The organism is Microvirga sp. GN3 (genome assembly GCF_055792825.1).
Genome location: NZ_JBVVAK010000018.1, coordinates 42,316 through 61,327 on the forward strand (window position 1 = coordinate 42,316; position 19,012 = coordinate 61,327).

The 19,012-nt window shown below is 60.7% G+C and carries 20 protein-coding genes; 15 read left to right on the forward strand and 5 right to left on the reverse strand.

From position 1 onward, the window contains the following. Nucleotides 1-57 precede the first annotated feature (57 nt). The 7 genes from ACS5Q1_RS11475 to ACS5Q1_RS11505 all read left to right on the forward strand — a co-directional run bounded on the left by ACS5Q1_RS11475 (nt 58) and on the right by ACS5Q1_RS11505 (nt 6,668). Entirely contained in the window at nt 58-1,038 is a 981-nt protein-coding gene (locus ACS5Q1_RS11475) for an ABC transporter permease (protein WP_203443690.1), read from the forward strand. Nucleotides 1,039-1,048: 10 nt separating this feature from the next. Beyond that, nucleotides 1,049-2,005: an ABC transporter permease gene (locus tag ACS5Q1_RS11480; protein WP_473098301.1), complete on the forward strand. Its 957-nt coding sequence runs from the start codon at nt 1,049-1,051 to the stop codon at nt 2,003-2,005. Between the two features lie 14 nt (nt 2,006-2,019). Then, entirely contained in the window at nt 2,020-3,012 is a 993-nt protein-coding gene (locus ACS5Q1_RS11485; RefSeq protein ID WP_473098302.1) for an ABC transporter ATP-binding protein, read from the forward strand. Between the two features lie 71 nt (nt 3,013-3,083). Then, nucleotides 3,084-4,013 carry an ABC transporter ATP-binding protein gene (locus ACS5Q1_RS11490; protein WP_473098350.1) on the forward strand — a complete coding sequence of 310 codons (930 nt, stop codon included), beginning with the start codon at nt 3,084-3,086 and terminating at the stop codon, nt 4,011-4,013. A 75-nt stretch (nt 4,014-4,088) separates the two neighbouring features. Further along, nucleotides 4,089-5,027: a bifunctional helix-turn-helix transcriptional regulator/GNAT family N-acetyltransferase gene (locus ACS5Q1_RS11495; RefSeq protein WP_473098303.1), complete on the forward strand. Its 939-nt coding sequence runs from the start codon at nt 4,089-4,091 to the stop codon at nt 5,025-5,027. Further along, a complete protein-coding gene (locus ACS5Q1_RS11500; RefSeq protein ID WP_473098305.1) occupies nt 5,024-5,911 on the forward strand; it encodes a DMT family transporter in 888 nt (295 codons plus the stop codon). Before ACS5Q1_RS11495 ends, ACS5Q1_RS11500 begins: the two co-directional genes overlap by 4 nt. A 166-nt stretch (nt 5,912-6,077) precedes the next feature. Next, entirely contained in the window at nt 6,078-6,668 is a 591-nt protein-coding gene (locus ACS5Q1_RS11505; protein ID WP_473098306.1) for a hypothetical protein, read from the forward strand. Nucleotides 6,669-6,740: 72 nt separating this feature from the next. Here ACS5Q1_RS11505 and ACS5Q1_RS11510 read toward each other — a convergent pair whose 3' ends face one another. Continuing rightward, nucleotides 6,741-9,017, reverse strand: a complete 2,277-nt coding sequence (locus ACS5Q1_RS11510) for a CDC48 family AAA ATPase (protein ID WP_473098307.1) — start codon at nt 9,015-9,017, stop codon at nt 6,741-6,743. A gap of 183 nt (nt 9,018-9,200) precedes the next feature. Continuing rightward, a complete protein-coding gene (locus tag ACS5Q1_RS11515) occupies nt 9,201-9,713 on the reverse strand; it encodes a hypothetical protein (RefSeq protein ID WP_473098309.1) in 513 nt (170 codons plus the stop codon). A 131-nt stretch (nt 9,714-9,844) separates the two neighbouring features. Here ACS5Q1_RS11515 and ACS5Q1_RS11520 point away from each other — a divergent pair, with 131 nt between their 5' ends. Continuing rightward, a complete protein-coding gene (locus ACS5Q1_RS11520) occupies nt 9,845-10,621 on the forward strand; it encodes an extensin-like domain-containing protein (protein WP_473098310.1) in 777 nt (258 codons plus the stop codon). 64 nt (nt 10,622-10,685) lie between these two features. After that, on the forward strand, nt 10,686-11,678 hold the full coding sequence (locus ACS5Q1_RS11525) for a L,D-transpeptidase family protein (RefSeq protein WP_473098312.1): 993 nt from the start codon (nt 10,686-10,688) through the stop codon (nt 11,676-11,678). Nucleotides 11,679-11,701: 23 nt separating this feature from the next. On the opposite strand, the gene ACS5Q1_RS11530 is transcribed toward ACS5Q1_RS11525, so the two are convergent. Both ACS5Q1_RS11530 and ACS5Q1_RS11535 read right to left on the reverse strand, forming a co-directional pair. Continuing rightward, nucleotides 11,702-11,977 carry a hypothetical protein gene (locus ACS5Q1_RS11530; protein ID WP_473098313.1) on the reverse strand — a complete coding sequence of 92 codons (276 nt, stop codon included), beginning with the start codon at nt 11,975-11,977 and terminating at the stop codon, nt 11,702-11,704. 218 nt (nt 11,978-12,195) lie between these two features. Then, entirely contained in the window at nt 12,196-12,609 is a 414-nt protein-coding gene (locus ACS5Q1_RS11535) for a BA14K family protein (RefSeq protein ID WP_473098314.1), read from the reverse strand. Nucleotides 12,610-13,021: 412 nt separating this feature from the next. Between ACS5Q1_RS11535 and ACS5Q1_RS11540 the strand changes: the two genes are divergently transcribed. The 5 genes from ACS5Q1_RS11540 (at nt 13,022) to ACS5Q1_RS11560 (ending at nt 17,579) form a co-directional block, all read left to right on the forward strand. Next, nucleotides 13,022-13,534 (forward strand): putative pterin-binding protein, encoded by a 513-nt coding sequence (locus tag ACS5Q1_RS11540; RefSeq protein WP_473098315.1) that lies wholly within the window; start codon nt 13,022-13,024, stop codon nt 13,532-13,534. Beyond that, a complete protein-coding gene (locus ACS5Q1_RS11545) occupies nt 13,531-15,675 on the forward strand; it encodes a sensor histidine kinase (protein WP_473098316.1) in 2,145 nt (714 codons plus the stop codon). The genes ACS5Q1_RS11540 and ACS5Q1_RS11545 overlap by 4 nt, the downstream gene beginning before the upstream one ends. A gap of 17 nt (nt 15,676-15,692) precedes the next feature. Beyond that, nucleotides 15,693-16,733, forward strand: coding sequence for a response regulator (locus ACS5Q1_RS11550; protein ID WP_473098317.1), 1,041 nt, complete (start codon nt 15,693-15,695; stop codon nt 16,731-16,733). Between the two features lie 184 nt (nt 16,734-16,917). Next, nucleotides 16,918-17,280, forward strand: a complete 363-nt coding sequence (locus ACS5Q1_RS11555) for a hypothetical protein (protein ID WP_203443705.1) — start codon at nt 16,918-16,920, stop codon at nt 17,278-17,280. 104 nt (nt 17,281-17,384) lie between these two features. After that, nucleotides 17,385-17,579, forward strand: coding sequence for a hypothetical protein (locus tag ACS5Q1_RS11560; RefSeq protein ID WP_473098318.1), 195 nt, complete (start codon nt 17,385-17,387; stop codon nt 17,577-17,579). Here ACS5Q1_RS11560 and ACS5Q1_RS11565 read toward each other — a convergent pair. After that, nucleotides 17,576-17,785 (reverse strand): DUF2842 domain-containing protein, encoded by a 210-nt coding sequence (locus ACS5Q1_RS11565; protein ID WP_203443707.1) that lies wholly within the window; start codon nt 17,783-17,785, stop codon nt 17,576-17,578. The two genes, ACS5Q1_RS11560 and ACS5Q1_RS11565, sit on opposite strands and share 4 nt — an antisense overlap. A gap of 131 nt (nt 17,786-17,916) precedes the next feature. On the opposite strand from ACS5Q1_RS11565, the gene ACS5Q1_RS11570 reads away from it, so the two are divergent. Beyond that, a complete protein-coding gene (locus ACS5Q1_RS11570) occupies nt 17,917-18,987 on the forward strand; it encodes a COX15/CtaA family protein (RefSeq protein WP_473098319.1) in 1,071 nt (356 codons plus the stop codon). Nucleotides 18,988-19,012: the final 25 nt, after the last annotated feature.

Genomic DNA, 19,012 nt, shown 5'->3' on the forward strand with positions numbered 1-19,012 from the left:
CTTTCGAAGGTTCCGGGCAGAAGTTTTGTCCGGGACGCAGCGATCAAGAGATTGTACATGTTCGCTTTCATCATCCGGCGTGCCCTCCAGGCCATCGGCGTTCTTCTGGCCGTCGGAATTATTTCGTTCGCGATGTTTCGCTTTGCCGGCGATCCGGTGAACCAGATCGTCTCCCTCGATACCCCCGCCGCGGAACGGGAGCAGGTCCGCCGCTCTCTCGGGCTCGACGATCCGGTGCCGGTGCAGTTCCTGCGCTATCTCACCAGCGCGGCCCAGGGCAATTTTGGCGTGTCCTATCAGTTCCGGCAGCCGGTCTCGGATCTCCTGGCCGAGCGCATGCCGGCAACTCTGGAGCTGGCCCTGTGCGCCACGTTGTTCGCCACCGGTTTCGGCGTACTGATGGGCGTCTATTCGGGACTGAAACGAGACAGCTTCCTGGCGAAGGTGTTCCAGACCATTTCGCTGATCGGCATCTCGCTCCCGACCTTCCTGATCGGCATTCTGCTGATCTATCTCTTCTCCGTGACCCTCGGATGGCTGCCGTCTTTCGGGCGCGGCGACACCGTCCGTCTCGGCTGGTGGACGACCGGTCTTCTCACCCTGTCGGGCCTGAAGGCGCTGATCATGCCCTCCATTACGCTGGGCCTGTTCCAGATGACGCTGATCATGCGCATCGTCCGGGCCGAGATGCTGGAGGTGCTTCGCACCGACTACATCAAGTTCGCACGGGCGAGGGGGCTTACCACCCGCGCCATTCATTTCGGACACGCGCTCAAGAACACGCTGGTGCCGGTCATCACCATCGTTGGCCTGCAATTCGGCTCGGTGATCGCGTTCGCGATCATCACGGAGACCGTGTTCCAGTGGCCAGGCATGGGCCTGCTCTTCGTTCAGGCCGTGCAGAACGTCGATATCCCGATCATGGCCGCCTACCTCATGCTGGTGGCGCTGATCTTCGTGGCGATCAACCTCGCCGTCGACATCCTCTACACCATCGTCGATCCTCGCCTGAGGACCACGATCCGGCAGCCGGCCTGAGGAGGCGACCATGGCTGAAGCAATTCAAGCGGCGCCCGCGCCTCAGTCCCAACGGACGACCTGGATCGGCCGTTTTTTCGACAGCGATATCTGGGCGAGCTTCAAGCGTTCCAAGCTGACGATGGCAGCCGCCTTCGTGACGGTTCTGTTCATGGCGTCGGCCGTCCTCGCCGGCCTTCTGTCGCCGCAGGATCCCTTCGATCCAGCACAGCTCGAGCTGATGAACAGCCGTCTCCCACCGATCTGGAGCGCGGAAGGACAGATGCCCTTCATGCTCGGCACGGACGAGCAGGGCCGCGACATCTTCTCGGCCATTCTCTACGGTCTGCGGATCTCGCTCGCCGTCGGCTTCCTCGGCGTCGCTTTCTCGGCGACGCTCGGCATTGCGCTCGGCCTAATCGCCGGGTATGTGGGCGGTACCACGGATGCGGTTATCATGCGCATCGCCGATGTGCAGCTGACCTTCCCGGCGATCCTCATCGCTCTTCTGGTCGATGGCGTGGTGAAGTCGGTGCTCGGCGGTCAGCTCGACGGCGTGACGACGCTCTCGGTGCTGGTCTTCTCCATCGGCCTGAGCTTCTGGGTGCAATATGCCCGCACCGTGCGCGGCTCGGTGATGGTGGAGAAGAACAAGGACTACATCGCTGCCGCCCGGCTCATCGGCCTGCCGGCGCCTGTCATCATGTTCCGGCACGTCCTGCCCAATGTGCTGGGTCCGGTGCTGGTCATCGCCACCATCAACCTCGCGCTTGCGATCATCACCGAGGCGACCCTGTCCTTCCTCGGCACCGGAATGCCTGAGACGATGCCCTCGCTCGGCACGCTGATCCGCATCGGCAACAACTACCTGTTCTCCGGCGAGTGGTGGATCGTGGCCTTCCCCGGCATCGCCCTGGCGCTTCTCGTGCTTGCCATCAACCTCCTGGGCGATTGGCTGCGCGATGCACTCAATCCGAAGCTGCGATGAGAGAGGGAACATCCATGGTTCAACCGGTCCTCTCCGTCCGCGATCTGCGCGTCGAGTTCGTCACCCGCCGAGGCATTCTTAACGCCATCGACGGCATTTCCTTCGACATCGGCAAGGGCGAGGTGCTCGGCGTCGTTGGTGAATCCGGCGCCGGCAAATCGGTGACTGGATCTGCCGTCATCGGCCTCATCGATCCGCCAGGGCGCATCGCTGGCGGCGAGATCCGGCTTTCCGGCATGCGGATCGACAACCTGCCGCCGGAAGAGATGCGCAAGGTGCGCGGCAAGCGCATCGGCATGATCTTCCAGGACCCGCTCACCAGCCTCAACCCGCTCTACCGGGTCAGCGAGCAGCTGATCGAGACCATCCGCACGCACACGAACCTTAATGCCTCGGCGGCGAGGAAACGCGCCATCGATCTTCTGGCGGAAGTCGGCATTCCGGCGCCGGATAAGCGGATCGACAGCTATCCGCACGAGTTCTCCGGCGGCATGCGCCAGCGCGTCGTGATCGCGCTCGCATTGTGCGCTGAGCCCGAACTCATCATTGCCGACGAGCCGACGACCGCTCTCGATGTGTCGGTGCAGGCGCAGATCATCGCGCTCCTGAAGCGGCTCGGACGCGAACACGGAACAGCCATCATGCTGGTCACGCACGATATGGGCGTGATTGCGGAAACCGCGGATCGTGTGGCCGTCATGTATGCCGGCCGCATTGCGGAGATCGGGCCGGTGCGTGAGGTGGTGCAGAATCCGTTGCATCCCTATGCCAAGGGCCTGATGGGCGCGATTCCGTCGCTCGAGAGCGATACGGATCGCCTCGTGCAGATCCCAGGCTCCATGCCGCGTCTGTCTGCCATCCCGCCTGGATGCGCTTTTAATCCGCGCTGCCCCTATGTGTTCGACCGCTGCCGGATAGAGCGGCCGGAGCCCATCCAGCACAGCGAGCATCGCGTCGCCTGCCATCTCTACGATCAATCTTCCGTCCGGTCGGAGGCCGTCGCGTGACCGAGAAAACTTACGTCGAAGTCAAAGACCTCCGCCGCGTGTTCGACGTCTCCAAGCCCTGGCTCAACCGGATGCTGGAGGGAGGCGAGAAACAGTACCTGAAGGCCGTCGACGGCGTCTCCTTCACCATCGCAAAGGGCGAGACGTTTGCACTCGTCGGTGAATCCGGCTCCGGCAAATCGACGGTGGCACGGATGGTGGTGGGTCTTCTGCCGCCCTCGGGCGGCGAGGTGTCGATCGACGGCATCTCCATGTCGAGCCGCGCCGCTTCCGTCGAACGCCAGCGCCTGCGCCGCCGCATCCAGATGATCTTCCAGGATCCCTATGCCAGCCTCAATCCGCGCTGGCAGGTGGATCGCATCGTCGCCGAGCCGATCCGGGCCTTCCATCTGATCGAAAGCGAGAAGGATATCACCGACAGAGGCGGGGAGTTGCTGTCGCTGGTCGGTCTGCATCCGGCGGACGGCAAGAAGTACCCGCACGAATTCTCAGGCGGTCAGCGCCAGCGCATCGCCATTGCCCGTGCGATTGCCTCCGATGCGGAGTTCATCGTCTGCGACGAGCCGACCTCGGCGCTGGACGTTTCCGTGCAGGCGCAGATCCTGAACCTCATGCGCGATCTGCAGGATCGTCTGGGGCTGACCTATCTGTTCATCAGCCACAACCTTGCCGTGGTGCGCCACATGGCGAGCCGCATCGGCGTCATGTATCTCGGCCGCATCGTCGAGATCTCCAACGGCCGCGAGCTCTTCGCCCATCCGAAGCATCCCTATACCCGGATGCTTCTCGATGCGGTGCCGGACGTGGGCATGACCGGGCGCCAGCGCATTCCCGTGCAGGGCGAGATTCCGAACCCGATCAATCCGCCGACCGGCTGCACCTTCAACCCGCGCTGCCCCTTCGCCAACGACCGCTGCCGGACGGAAATTCCGCCGCTGCTGGCAGGCGTGGCCTGTCACGCGATCCATGAGGGGCGATTGGCCATCGACGCTGCGGCATAGGCGGCCGGGCCGCTCTCACGCAAATAGTTGACTCAGTCAACAATCTGCCCAATTCTGCGCGGCAGGGAGGCGGCCATGTCTCACATGCCGGAATTGCCGACGGACGGGCAGATCGAGAAAGTCCGGAGCTTCAATCGCTTCTACACGCGCCATATCGGCCTTCTGAACGAAGGGCTGCTCGAAAGCCCGTTCTCACTGACCGAAGCGCGGGTTCTCTACGAACTGGCCCATCGCGGTTCGGTGACCGCAGCGGATCTGGGGCGGGAGCTCGGTCTCGATGCCGGCTATCTCAGCCGCCTTTTGAAGAGGTTCGACGCTCAGGGACTGATCGAGCGCTCCCCGTCGCGAGATGACAGGCGCCAGTTTCTGCTCTCGCTCACCGATAAGGGGCGCGCGGCCTTCGAGCCGCTGAACCAAGCCTCCGCGACGCAGGTCGCGGCCATGCTGCTCGCGCTCTCAGAGAGCGAGCGCGAGAGGCTGGTCCGAGCCATGGGCACGGTCGAGCGCCTCATCGGCGACGGCCAGGAGCCCGATCCTCCGTACATTCTGCGTTCGCACCAAGTCGGGGATATCGGCTGGATCGCGCACCGGCAGGGATTGCTCTACGCTCAGGAATACGGCTGGGACGAAAGCTTCGAGGCTCTGGTGGCGGAGATCGCAGCGACCTTCGTCAAGAACTTCGATCCGCAATGGGAGCGCTGCTGGATCGCGGAGCGTGACGGGGAGGTGGTCGGCAGTGTGTTCGTCGTGCGCCATTCCGACGAGGTCGCCAAGCTCCGGCTGCTCTATGTGGAACCATCCGCCAGGGGGCTCGGTCTCGGGCGTCGGCTCGTCGATGAATGTATCGGTTTCGCCAGAGCCAAGGGTTACAAGACGCTGACCCTATGGACCAATGGTATCCTTGTGGCGGCCCGCAGCATCTATCAGGCGACCGGCTTCCGGCTGGTGAAGGAGGAGGCGCATCGCTCCTTCGGAAAGGATCTCGTCGGGCAGACCTGGGATCTCGACCTGTGAGACGCCAGGAAGGGCTTGCCCTGATGGCAGCGGCGGCGACTGGCATTCAGGTTGGCGCCGCCATGGTCGCCACGCGCTTCGTGGTCCACGACATCGGTCCGGCATCCCTGGCCTTCCTGCGCTATGCCATCGCCGTTCTGTGCCTGGTTCCGCCCTTGCTGGTGAGCGCGCGCGTGCGGTTTGCGACACGCGACCTTCTCGTCGTCATGGCTCTCGGCATCGTGCAGTTCGGCGTTCTGATCGCGCTCCTGAATCTCAGCCTTCAATTCATCTCGTCCACTCGCGCGGCGCTCCTGTTCGCAACCTTCCCGCTGATGACCATGATCATCGCGGCTTGTCTCGGACGCGAGCATCTGACCGGAGCGAAAGTCGCGGGAGTGGCTCTGACCATCGTCGGCGTGGGAGCGGCCCTGGGCGAGCGGCTGGTCACTGAGAGTGGAACCGGCGAATGGCTGGGAGCGATTCTGGTGCTCGCCGCAACCCTGTGCGGCGCCCTATGCTCGGTGCTGTACCGGCCTTATCTCGCCCGCTACCCGACTCTGCCCGTCGGCACGTGGGCCATGTTGGCGTCGGTCGTCGCCCTTGCTGCACCCGCAGGCATGGAGGGGCTTTTCACGGAGACCTCGCGCCTCGATCCATCGGGATGGCTGATTGTCCTGCTCATCGGCCTGTCGAGCGGGATCGGCTATGTGCTCTGGCTCTGGGCGCTCAAGAACACTACGCCGACACGCGTCACGGTCTTTCTCTCATTGAGCCCCATCACGGCAGCTTTGCTCGGGGTCTGGGTTCTGGGCGAGCCCTTTACGTACGGCGTTCTGCTCGGGCTTGCGGGTGTCGTCGCGGGGCTTTGGCTCGCCACGAGGGCCGTGCCGGCTTCCAGGTAAGCGAGACATTCGGCATCACACATGGCTCTATTCGCAGGGGAGCTAAATTTCATCGGCAATGTATATTCGTGCCGAAAATTTGATCAAAATGTTAGAATATTTATAGATTAACTGTTCGATGAGTTTATGGTTTCTGGAGTAACTGACCAAAAATGACTTGAAATATATGGATTTCAAGCTGAGCGTTTGCGAAGCTTTGCTTTTCACGGATGGTGCTATCACAACTGTGTGTGTTGAAATTACGTTTGGAAACCATCCGCGCCAAGTGCGTTTAGCCTATGTCCTTTATGGCGAGAGGCCATTTTCAAATAAAGCACAGGAGGCATCTATGAAGAAGCTCGCGATCTTTGCTGGCGCAGGACTAATGGCGTTCGGCATTATCGGCACTGCTTCGGCGCAGCCATCTCCTATTTCCGGAACGCCGGGCTCTCTCTTCCCGGACGCGGCTCCGCACGAAATCCGGTACATCAATGGTGTACCTTGCCGGACTATTTATGACCACAGCTCCAAGCAGCGCATTCCGATCGCGTGTGCCGGCCAGGTCAGCGGTGTCGTGGCGCCTGTGGCTGGTGACGTCGTGACGACCGGCAGCATAGCCCCCGCTCCAGTAGGCCCGATGATGGGTGCTCCCGTCCCGATGGCTTCGCCCGATCCTTATGCGGCTCCGCATGAGATCCGCGTCATCAACGGCGTGCCCTGCCGCACCGTTTACGATCCGCAGTCCGGTGGTCGCATTCCGGTTGCCTGCGGGCGTTAAGGAAAGGTCTCATCGACCACAAGACGCGGGCCATTTGGCCCGCGTTTTCTTTTCCCAATCAACTCAGGCCTCCTATTCGGCGGCTTGTCTCAAAGGCAGGAAGCCGATGGACTGGCGCTGCGGGCCTTCCTGTTTCAGGGTCCGGACCATGTCCTCGTATTCCCGTTCCATTTCGGGCGTGACGGAAGGACGTGTCTCCCGCAGGGCGTGCTCGAAATGGGCCATGGTCACGTGCTCGGCCTGCAAGGATTCCCGCAGGGCGAGGAGACCGGCCCGGCGCGTGAGGTCTTCGAGATCCGCGCCGGTAAAACGGCTCGTCCGTTCGGCGATCGTGTCCAGGTCCACATCCGGCCCGAGCGGCATGTCCTTGGTGTGGATGCCAAGAATGTGGCGGCGTCCTTGCGCATCAGGAACAGGCACATAGATCAGCTCGTCGAAACGACCGGGCCGGAGGAGGGCGGGGTCGATCAGATTCGGTCGGTTGGTGGCCGCCATGACCACGACGCCCTGCAGTTCCTCAAGGCCGTCCATTTCGGCGAGGATCGTGTTCACCACACGCTCCGTCACCGCAGGTTCGCCGAGCCCGCCGCCGCGCACTGGCGCGAGGGAGTCTATCTCATCGATGAAGATCACCGTCGGAGCGACCTGCCGGGCGCGGGCGAAGAGCCGGGACACCTGTTGCTCGGATTCTCCATACCATTTCGAGAGAAGATCGGAGGATTTCGTCGCCACGAAATTGGCCTGGGCTTCGCGGGCGACGGCCTTTGCTAGGAGCGTCTTGCCGGTGCCGGGTGGACCGAAGAGCAGGAAGCCCTTCGCTGGGCGGATGCCGAGGCGGCGGAAGGATTCCGGACTTTTCAAGGGAAGCTCGACACCTTCGCGCAGCCGCGTGCGTGCCTCTTCGAGGCCACCGATATCGTCCCAAGTCACGTTCGGAACCTGGATCATGATCTCACGCAGGGCTGAAGGCTGGACTCGCTTCATGGCATTGCTGAAATCCTGCCGCGTGACCTGCAAGCTCTCGAGCACATCGGAGGGAATGCCGTCCCTCAGATTGATGCCTGGCAGAATGCGACGGAGCGAATCCATGGCGGCCTCGCGGGAGAGGGCGGCCAGATCGGCTCCGACGAAGCCATAAGTTGTGCGGGCGATATCGTCGAGATTCACGTCCTCGGCCAAGGGCATGCCGCGGGTGTGAATGCCGAGGATTTCCCGGCGTCCGGACTCGTCCGGGACGCCAATGACGATCTCGCGATCGAAGCGGCCTGGGCGCCGCAGGGCCTCGTCTATCGCCTCACGCCTATTGGTCGCGCCGATGACCACAATGTTCTGACGTGGTTCCAACCCGTCCATCAGGGTGAGGAGCTGCGCCACAATGCGTCGCTCGACCTCACCCGTGACCTCCTCGCGCTTAGGCGCGATGCTATCGATCTCGTCGATGAAGATGATGGCGGGTGCGTTCTGTTCCGCTTCCTGAAAGACTTGCCGCAGTCGCTGTTCGGATTCGCCGTAATGCTGGCCCATGATCTCGGGGCCGGCGATGTGAAAGAACTGCGCTTCCGTCTCGTTGGCGACGGCCCGCGCCAGGCGGGTCTTGCCGGTCCCGGGAGGGCCGTAGAGCAGCACTCCCTTCGGCGGATCGATGCCGAGGCGCTGGAACAGTTCCGGATGGCGAAGCGGTAGTTCCACCATTTCGCGGACCTGATCGACCGTGCTGCCGAGACCGCCGATATCGTCATAGGTCACGTCAGCCCGCCGCGCCTCCCGTGGTTCCTCGAATTGCGGACGCAGCTCGATCTCGGTCTCGGCCGTCACATGCACGATGCCGCGCGGCTGGGTCGAGACCACGACGAGACGGATTTCCTGGAGGCCGTAAGCCGGGATGTTAAGGAGTCCGCGCAGCTCCTCCGGCAGCCTTTGATCCGCGGAGCGTTGCGAATAGACCGAGGTCGAAATCACATCGCCTGCCGTGAGCGGGCGCTGATAGAAGGTGCGTTTCAGGGCGTCGCCCGAGCCCTGCAGACGGAGGCCTTTCTGGGCCGGAGCGAGCACGACGCGGGTCGCGGGGCGGACCTCGACCCGCTTCACTTCTACATGATCGCCGCTGCCCACGCCGGCATTGACGCGCTGCAGGCCATCGAGCCGGATGATGTTTAGGCCCTCATCCTCCGGGTAGGGCGTAACGGCGATGGCTGTGGTGTGGCGCTTGCCCACGATCTCGACCGCTTGGCCTTCCTGAATGCCGATTTCGGCAAGGGACTGGCGGCTTATGCGTGCAATGCCACGGCCTGAATCGTCCGGCCGGGCATTCGCGACTTGAAGGCGTACACTCTGCCCTTCCTCTGCCATTGCTGTCTCCCCATCGTTCGAGAGGTTTTTGATGCGTTGGCAGGTGAGGGAAAGGGATTCTGAGGTTCAGGCTTCCCGAGTGCCACGCGTTCGGGATTTCGCAGGCTGTTGCAGGCGGCGAAACCGCAGGGCCAACGCCACATGCCTGGAATTGTTGCAGGCGATAACCCTACAAGCTGTACGCTAAGACGAAATCCGGTTCGAAGGCGCCCAGAGTTTTCTGAGGGACGCTTCTACCTCATCCTCACCAGATGGTGGCGCGAGCAGGGCGCCGGTTGCCGGCATGAAGGGTGCGATCAGGGGAAACTTATCGGCGCCCGCTTCGGCAGCGTCCGGGGGTGGATCGATCAGCTCCCAGCTGTCGAACAGATCCATGGACGAGTGGCCGGGAAGGTTCGGGCCGAGATAGGGAACGATCTCGATCCACGGCCTGCCAGTGGGGCGAGGCGTGACCTTGGTGACCCGCCCGAAGAAGCGCGTCAGAGGACAACGGACGAAGTCGCCAGGGATCGGCATGCGGGCCCTTTCGAACTCCAATGCCGCTTCGGCTTCCTGGAGCTCAGCCCGCAGCTTGGCCACACGCGCTTCCAATTCCACGACGCGCTTCGTGCAGGGGCTCTCATGCTCCTGGGTCAGCGTCGAGACCAAGGACAAGCTTTTGTCCGAATCGACGTCCGTCACTGGAAATGCCCTCATGACGGTCCTCCCATCCTGTATCGATTTTGGAGCGTCCGGCCACAAGGGCAAGGCTCCCAGAAGATGGAGATGGAACTGAACCTTGGCGCATGAGGGTTATAGACAGGGTGGGCTTGAGAATAGGAGCCGGGATGGGTCTTCGACGCCGGATGGTAGGGCAGGTGGGCAGCATCATGAGCGTGATGCTGATGCTCTCCTCCGCCGCTCTGGCGCAGGATCCGACACCACCGCTGCCGCCGCCAAGGCCGGATCGCCCGGCTGAGCCACTGCCTCCGCCGAGGCCTGTTTTCAAGGTTGAGCCGGAGACCGAGCGGCGCGCGGAAGAAGTGCCGCGGAACGAGACGCCCCTCACGCAGCAGGCCGAGTTGGACAGCGAAGACAAGGATTGCCTGCAACGCCTCACTCAGCGTGGCCTGCGCTTCGAGAGCCGCCCGCCGGTGAAAGAGAACGGTTGCGGGATCGAAAACCCGGTTCTCGTCTCCGCGCTTCCCAACGGTGTCACAATCGTACCGGCATCGTTGATGGGCTGCCCTGCAGCGGAGAGCATCGCTCGCTGGATGAGCGACGTGGTCGCGCCGGAGGCCGAGCGCCAGTTCCAGACCACCCCAACGAAGCTTCTCATCGGCACCGCCTATCAGTGCCGCGACCAGCGCAATGGCGCAAAGCTCAGCGAGCATGCCTTTGGCAATGGGCTCGATATCATGGGTTTCGAATTCGCCAAGCGGGCCGCGCTGACAATCGGCAGCCATCCAGAGAACTCTCCCGAGGCGACATTTCAGTCAGCGATCCGGAAGGCCGCCTGTCCGATCTTCAACACGGTGCTCGGCCCCGGCTCGGACGCTTCCCACGGCGACCATCTTCATCTCGATCTGCGTCAGCGCAAAGGCGACTACCGCATTTGCCAATAAGCTTACGGAACAGCAGATGCGGCCAGGGCTTTGTTTGTCCGTGACCTGGCCCATGGAGCGTTTCATGAAAATCGTTGCGTATGCCCTTGTTGGGATCGTTGGACTCTCAAGCTTTGTCCTGGCTGCGCCTCAGAAGTTGGACCTTGGATCCGTCAATAAGGCTGAGTGGCCAGCCAAAAGCGGCAGGGACAAGGAGAACGAGATCGATCCGGCTCTCGTCAGGACACAGGTGCTGCTCGACCGGGCTCGTTTCTCGCCGGGCGTCATCGATGGGCATAACGGCGAGAATCTGCGGAATGCCATCAAGGCATTCGAGAAGGAGCGCGGCCTGAAACCGGACGGATCCCTCGATGAGGAGCTATGGGCAAAGCTCAATGAGACGTCCTCGGACCCGGCTCTGGTCGAATACACGATCCGGGACGAGGATGTGAAAGGTCCCTTCGTCGATATCCCTGACAAGCTGGAGGAGCAGGCGGATCTGGATCGGCTCGGCTATTCCAGTCCGGAGGAGCTTCTGGCCGAAAGGTTTCATATGGACGTGGATCTGCTCAAAGCCCTGAATCCCGGTAAGAGCCTCGACAAGGCCGGGACATCCATCGTCGTTGCCAACGTCGAGGCAAAGCCGGCTCTAGAGAATTTGGGAAAGGCCGCGAAGATTGAGATCGTCAAAAGCGAGCACGTCTTACGCGTCCTCGACAAAGATGGAGCCCTGGTTGCGGTCTATCCGGCGTCCATCGGTAGCGAGGAAAATCCTGCGCCCAGCGGAACGCACAAGGTGCGCGCGGTGGCTCCGAACCCGAACTACACCTACAACCCGGATTACGCTTTCAAGGGCGTGAAGGCCAAGGAGAAGTTCGAGATCAAGCCCGGCCCGAACAACCCGGTCGGGAGTACCTGGATCGACCTTTCCGTCGAGTCCTTCGGTATCCATGGAACGCCCGAGCCCGAAAAGGTCGGCAAGGCCTATTCGCGGGGCTGTGTGCGGCTGACGAACTGGGACGTGGAGGAGTTGTCGAAGATGGTCGAGAAGGGAACGCCGGCGGAGTTCATCGATTAGTGCCGGCGCTCCTTATGCTTGGCTCAGTCGTCGTTGGCGGAGTTCAGCTGATCGGGCCTCAGGCCTTCATCCACGTCGGCGTCATGCGCCCTGACGAGCCATTCCAGCTGCTCCTGCAGGAAGTCGGGATCACTATGGAAGCGCATGGCGCAGGCGACGAGAAAGACTGCGATCTCGGGCAGATCCTCGTCGCCCAGATCCGGAAGAATCAGCTCGAGTTCTGTCATGTTACCGGAGGTCAGGATGGCGGCCTCGTTGGGAGGGATGACGGTACCGATGCTGTCAGAGTCTCGTGTCATTAGTTGTTCCTAAACCCTACATGCGAAGTTGCGACACGGCGTTTTCAGTGCGGCCATGCCAGACTGTGGTTCGTTCGAACCTGTATCGCTTTGTTCTATTTGTTCTATGGCGCCGGCCGACAGGGTAAAGGTTTAGCTGCCACGTCACAGCGCCTCGGCAAGCAAAAGCCCCGCCACAGGTTCTGCGGCAGGGCCAGGATGCTGCGAAGCTGCAGAGCTTACGGATAGGTGCAGACGTAACGCATACCGTTCGTCGCCAGGAAGGTTCCTGTTCCCGGGTCGTAGGAGCGGTACTTACGTGCGCAATAAGCCGCGACCTGTGGATCGACGACGCCAGGCGGCGGCGGAGCGGCAGGCTGTGCCTGGGCCTGGTTTGCGATGGCGCCTGCAATCAGGGCACCCGCCGCGAGGCCTGCAACGCCGGCGGCAACGGCGGCGCCATTGTCGCGGCGATAGTAGTACCGGTCACGGTAGTAAGGGCGATAGCCGCGGCGATAGTACTGGGCGTAGCTCTCGTTCGGGTACGGCTGGTCGACCTGAGGCAACGGACGGCTCTGGAGGGGGGCTGCGCCGGCGGGCAATGCCGACACGAGCATTGCCGCTCCCACCAGGGCCGTTATGAATTTACGCATATCAAACTCCTCGTTTGCAAAAGCTCCGGCAAAGGGCCCGTTTATAATCGGGCGAAATATAGCGCTATCGGCCAAGCTTGCACAATCCCGATCTTGAGCGAGTTATGGAGCTAATATTTTTAGATGTATTTGTAATTCGTGTTCGAATTCGAGAAGAAATAGATAGGTTGAGTTTGTAGTTTGCTTTGTTATTTGAAGTTTTGATCGGTTATATATTGCAGTGTAGGGGGATTATTGTGTGAAAATGATAGCTGGTGGGGCATAGATATATATTCATATGAAATTTCTTATCTATCCAGGGAATGCCTCAAGGGGATGAGGAGGTTGTTTCTCAAGGGCGGCACTGGATTTTTTGCAATAAATCGCCGATGATGTATGTGTTCTATTATAATCTCTCTTGGTTTGGGAACTTATGCTCCGCCTCACGTTCCTCGTGTCTGTGATCGCCTTCGTGGGGGGCTGGATGCCTGCTCATGCGGCCGAGCCTTTGCCTCCTGCCAAAGGAACCGTCTTGTTGACGATTTCCGGGAATATCGAGCAAACGAACGCCCCCGGGCGAGCGGAGTTCGATCGAGACATGCTGGAGGCGTTAGGCAAGGCATCGTTCTCTACAGGCACGGAAGTATCGAGCCAACCTCAATTTTTCGAAGGCGTTCTCTTGAGCACTGTTTTGAAACGGGTAGGCGCTCAAGGTACGGTGATGAGAGCGTCGGCCCTCAACGATTACGAGATTACTATTCCACTTGCCGATCTCAAATTCGAGCCTCTTCTTGCGATGGCCGTTGATGGGAAAATGCTGACTATTCGCGACAAAGGGCCTCTATGGATTGTGTATCCCCGAGATGCTCATGAGGTGCTTTACGATGTCCAATATTATGCCCGATCCGTCTGGCAGTTGAACAAGCTTCACATTCAACAGCCATGAAGCTGATTATCAAAAGCTATAAAACTGGTTTGATTACGCTTTTTGCGATAGCAGGCTTTGTTGTTTGTCTCGGCTTTACTGTGGCGCGACTGCTGGAGGTTGAGCGCGCTTTGCGGACCGACGGCATGTATACCAACATGTGGGTGGTTACGCAGACGCAGTTCGAAGCTGCAGTTCTTGCGGAATGTCTCGCGCGAATTGCAGCGGGGCAACGCATCGCTACGCAAGATCAAGAGCCGGGCTATCGGGCCAATATCCTGATTAGTCGGCTCGCCGTGCTGGTGGAGGGGCCACAAGGGCAGGCATTCGAAGATGTCGGATTGGCTGGCGATTTGCGACAGGCTTATCTTCAACTCACGCTCGCTGAGCCGCTCCTGAGGGGAGAGCTTGATCCACAGGCAGCAGACTTGTTGCGTGGGCAGATGCACGATCTCGCATACAAACTGCGGGACGCAGCTAATAAGATTGTCGTACAAGGTCGTGATCGAACTGCAGCAAAGCGCGCTACGTATCTGCAAACCGTATTCGAAAGTTTTGCCTTTCTCGTAGGCATTGTCCTTAGTGCTGCATTTCTTTTGTTTAAGCTTTTCAAGGGAGTGCAGGAAGCAAGCCAGGCAAAGCAGCTTCTCAAGCAGGAGCAGGAACTCTCCGATCTGGTCATCAACAACATCAGCAATCAGGGCATTGTCATGTTCGATGGCCAGCTTCGATGCTTGCTCTGGAACCCGGGCATGGAAGACTTGCTGAGCCTGAAGTCCGATCAGGCTATCGGGCAACACATACAGGGCCTCGATCCCATTTTTGCCCAGGAGGACGTGATTGGTTCTCTCGTTCGGGCAACGGAAGGAACGAGCTCGATCTTCGAGAATGAGGCGACTTCGCCAGACGGGCAGGAACGGTGCCTGGAGATCAACTGTTTTCCCGTCTATATGGCCGAACGCAAGCTCGGCATCGCCTTCATGCGTGATGTGACCGAGCAATGGCTTGCCCGCAAACAGGCTGAACGTCAGAATTTCGATCTTGAAATCAAGGTTCTTCAGCGGACAGCCGCTCTACGTCAGGCTGAACGTCGCCTGATCGCGGCGATCAATTCGGCATCGGAAGGATTTGCGGCCTTCGATTGGACAGGGAAGCTCCTCTTCGCCAACGAGCAGATCTGGGCAGCTGCGCCCGTATCCCTTTGGTGTCATGAGGAGATGAGCCTCTCAAACTTTCTGCGGTGTTTCGCCATGTGCGAAGGCGCCGACATGCGGCTCGTGAACGCGCAGCCTCCGTTCGAAGAGGTCGAGTTCGATCTTCTGGTGAAGAAGGATAGCTGGGCGCGCCTTTCCCTAACGAAAGCCGATGGGGCGACGATCTTCGTGCGTCTGACCGACATCACCGGTTACAAGCAGGTTGCGAGGGCTCTTGAATCGGCCCTTGATCGCGAGCGTGAGACCACGAATGCCTACCGGAACTTCGTGTCCATGGTGTCTCACCAGTTCCGGACGCCTTTGGCCATTCTGGACTCCAGTGCCCAGCGCATTCTACGCCGCGGATCGGAGCTCACCAATGATGAGCTTGTCACCCGCATCCAGAAAATTCGGAATGCCGGTACGAGGCTGACGCGCCTCGTGGAAAGCGTGCTGAACGCAGCCAAACTCGATGCCGGTACGATCGAGGTCAATCCGGCCTCCTACAATCTGGTCGATCTCGTTATGGACATCTGCGAGCGGCAGCGCGAGGTTAGCTCGCAGGCCGATATCCGCTTCGATGTCCCGGATGTTCCCCTCAGGGTCTATTGCGACGGCATGCTGATCGAGCAGGTGGTCGTCAATCTCCTGTCAAATGCCATCAAGTATTCAGGCGATACGCCAGTCGTCGAGATCAAGATCTGGATGGATGGATCCCGCGCCTTCTGCTCTGTCCGTGACTGGGGCATCGGAATTCCTGCGGATGAATTGCCGAAGATCTTCGATCGGTTCTACCGCGCGCGTACCGCATCGGGTATTGCCGGAACGGGTATTGGATTGAATTTCGCTCAGAGGATCATGCACTTGCATGGGGGTGAAATTCAGGTCGAGAGCTATGAGGCAGCGGGATCCTTGTTTACGTTCGACCTGCCCATAGCCAATGCCGATCAAACGCAACAGGCTGCATAAGTGACTGAAACCAATGAATGCAAAAAAAAACAATTCTTTGCGTTGAAGACGAAGACGATCTGAGGGGAGATATCGCCGAGGAGCTGGAGGCGGCCAATTATCGCGTGCTCCAGGCCGCGAACGGCAGCGAGGCGCTCAACCTCCTGGAAAAGCACCGTCCCGACCTTGTCCTGTGCGATATCACCATGCCCGGCCTTGGCGGCTACGACGTGCTCAAGGCCTTGCGCGAGCAGGGCACAATGTCCGACGTTCCCTTCATCTTTTTGACGGCACTCGCCGAGCGGAACGACGTTCTCAGCGGCAAGCAGGCGGGAGCGGACGATTATCTCGTCAAGCCGATCGATTACGAGATTCTGCTGGCGACCATCTCTGCCCGTCTCGACCAGGTCGCTCGCGTTCAAACGAGCGCCGTCCACAGGGCGGAGGAATCCTGGCAGGAGATCCTGAAATCGTCGAAGGGACGTACGGTCGACGCCCTGTACAAGGCAACCTTCGCCTTCGACCGCTTTCTCGTCGGCGTCGTGATTGTCGACGAGAGCGGCAGCGTCCGCGTGATGAACAAGGAAGCGCAACGCATTCTGGCCGAGGATGACGGCTTGAGCGCCACGCAGGGCATCCTGAAGGGCTCCGTGGCCAAGCAGAACGGCAAGCTCTATTCCGCCATCGAAAAGGCCTTCGAGGAGGAGTCGCTGGATGAGATCGTCTCGTTCCCGAGGATCTCCGGTGGGCGACCTTACCTTGTCCTGATCCCCGGACAACGCTTCTCCGTGGAGGAGAGGCCGGAAGCCGTCGTCCTGCTCGTGATCGACACGGAGCAGCGGGCCAAGGTCTCGGGCGACACGCTCGTCCGGCTCTACAACCTGACGCCCTCTGAAACGCGGGTGGCCCTCATGCTGATCGATGGCAAGCGTCTCGATCAGATTGCCGAAGAGCTTGAAGTCGCCCAGACCACCGTCGTCTTCCACCTCAAGAATCTGTTTCGGAAGACTGATACCAACCGTCAGGCAGATCTGGTTCGCGTGCTGCTCTCGGTGCCGCTGCGCAGCGCTGGCGCCTGATCAGGTTGGCCGAAATCGTTAAGGGGCGAGCGAGGGCTTTAAGAGCTTGATCACCATTCCGGCAAGATCGGCTTATGCCCAAGCTTTGCCACATTCTGTTCAGCTTTCAGAGAGGTTTTGAACAGTATATCTCATGACATGAAGGGGAAGGCATGCAGCCTCCCTCCTGTCGTAGGTGATGATCATGAAGATCTTCCGTCTTGTTTCCGGTACTGCCGCGGCTCTGGCGCTGGTCACCGGCCTGGCTGCCGCTCAACCGGCTGCAGCGCGTGATCGCCTGTCTCCCGGTGCCGCGGTGGCTCTCGGAGCTCTGGGAGGTCTTGCGGTCGGTGCTGCCGTTGGGGCGGCCGTCGCTCAGCCTCAGCCCCCGGTCGTCTATCGCGCGCCTCCGCCACCCCCGCCGCCCGTCTATGTGGAAGAGCGTCGGCCGGTTTATTACGAGCGCCCGGTCCGCGAGGTCTATGTGGAGCGCTGCTTCACGGAGCGTTACCGGGAATGGGTTCCCGGCTGGGGCTGGGAGCATCGCAGCCGCCGCGTCTGCCGCTAAGGATTTGAGAAAGGGCCCGCTTCTGGCGGGCCTTTTCTTTTGGCGTTTCGGAAACGCGGACTCCGCTACTGCGTTGATCGCATGAAATCTCATGGAGCTCTGCCATGACGGGCACACCAAAGGATCATGTTGCTTCCGATCAGACGAAGCTCAATCCAGGCGATCAGGCCGAGCCGGGAACTCCGGGCGCGGGCGAGAATGTCTGCCCGGAATGCAAGGGCAGCGGCCGCATTGGCGTCACGCCATGCCCGATCTGCGGCGGCACGGGCACGATCATCGAGGGGATCGGCGGGGCTTAGGATTTGTCCGGCTTCGCCATCCAGCGGATGAGCGGCATGAGCGGGACGATCCAGATCAGGCCGAGCACGATATAGGCGACGGTCTGAAGGAGCTTCGGCGCCTGCGTGATCCGACCTTCGGCAACCGCCATCGCAAACAGCGCATAGACAATGATGAAGGTCAGCATCACCACTGTGCCGATCAGCTTGCGTGAGCGAGAGCCCATGGCCGAAACCCCTCAATCATCAAAGTCGTGTCGCTGCGGTGCGTCACCGGCATGAATTGCCTCCAGGAGACAGAGCCTCTATGTGACGTCCGTATCCTGGGTTCAAGCCCTAATCGACGATGAGAGTGAGCATGGCTGTCGCAGCCTCCACCGAGGGCGTGCCGCTGGCGCGCGTGCCCCAAAGCCGATCCCTGTCCGCCGTTCGTGCCTGGATCTATTGCCTTGCGGGGCTGGTCGTCCTGATGGTCGCCGTCGGCGGAGCCACGCGCCTGACGGGCTCGGGGCTCTCGATTACGGAGTGGAAGCCCGTCACCGGCGCCATTCCGCCGCTGACTGAGCAGGCCTGGATAGCGGAGTTCGAGAAGTACCGGCAGATTTCGCAATATGAGCTCGTCAATAAGGGCATGACCCTGTCCGAGTTCAAGTTCATCTATGGCTGGGAGTGGGGACACCGGCAGCTCGGTCGCCTGATCGGCCTGGTCTTTTTCGTGCCGCTGGTCTGGTTCTGGGCGAGAGGTGCCATCAAGGGCAAGCTCGCCTTGACGCTTCTCGGCATCGGAGCCCTCGGTGGCCTTCAGGGCGCCATCGGCTGGATCATGGTAGCATCGGGTCTCGAACCCGGCATGACGGCGGTCGCCCCCATTAAGTTAGCCCTGCATCTCACCGTCGCCAGCATTATCCTCGCCTGCCTCGTGTGGGTGGCGTCGGGGTTGAAGGACCGTTCGGCCTCGTTCAGCCAGGAGATCCGCGCCGGCTATGCACCGCGCATCCTCGCCGGGTTGATTCTGTTCCAGATCGCTCTCGGCGGCCTCGTGGCCGGCTCGAAAGCAGGACTGACCTACAACACTTGGCCTCTGATGGATGGCGCTCTCGTTCCGCCGGCATCGGCTCTGTTCTCGGTCACGCCCTGGATCGAGAACTTCGTGGATAATGTCATCCTGGTCCAGTTCAACCACCGGCTTGTGGCCTATGCCATCGTCGCTTTCGCCGTGTTGCATGCGTGGACCCTGCGTCGGCAGGCTCCGAATTCGAAGACCGCCAGCCGCGCAACGGGAATGGCCGGTTTGATGCTGGCGCAGATGATTCTCGGAATCGTGACCCTGCTGCTTGTGGTGCCTCTCTGGGCCGGATTGGCGCATCAGGTCTTCGCCATGGCTGTACTCACCATGGCCGTCGTCCACGCTCGCGTGAGCAAAGCCTGACAAAAGAAAAGGGCGGCCGATGAGG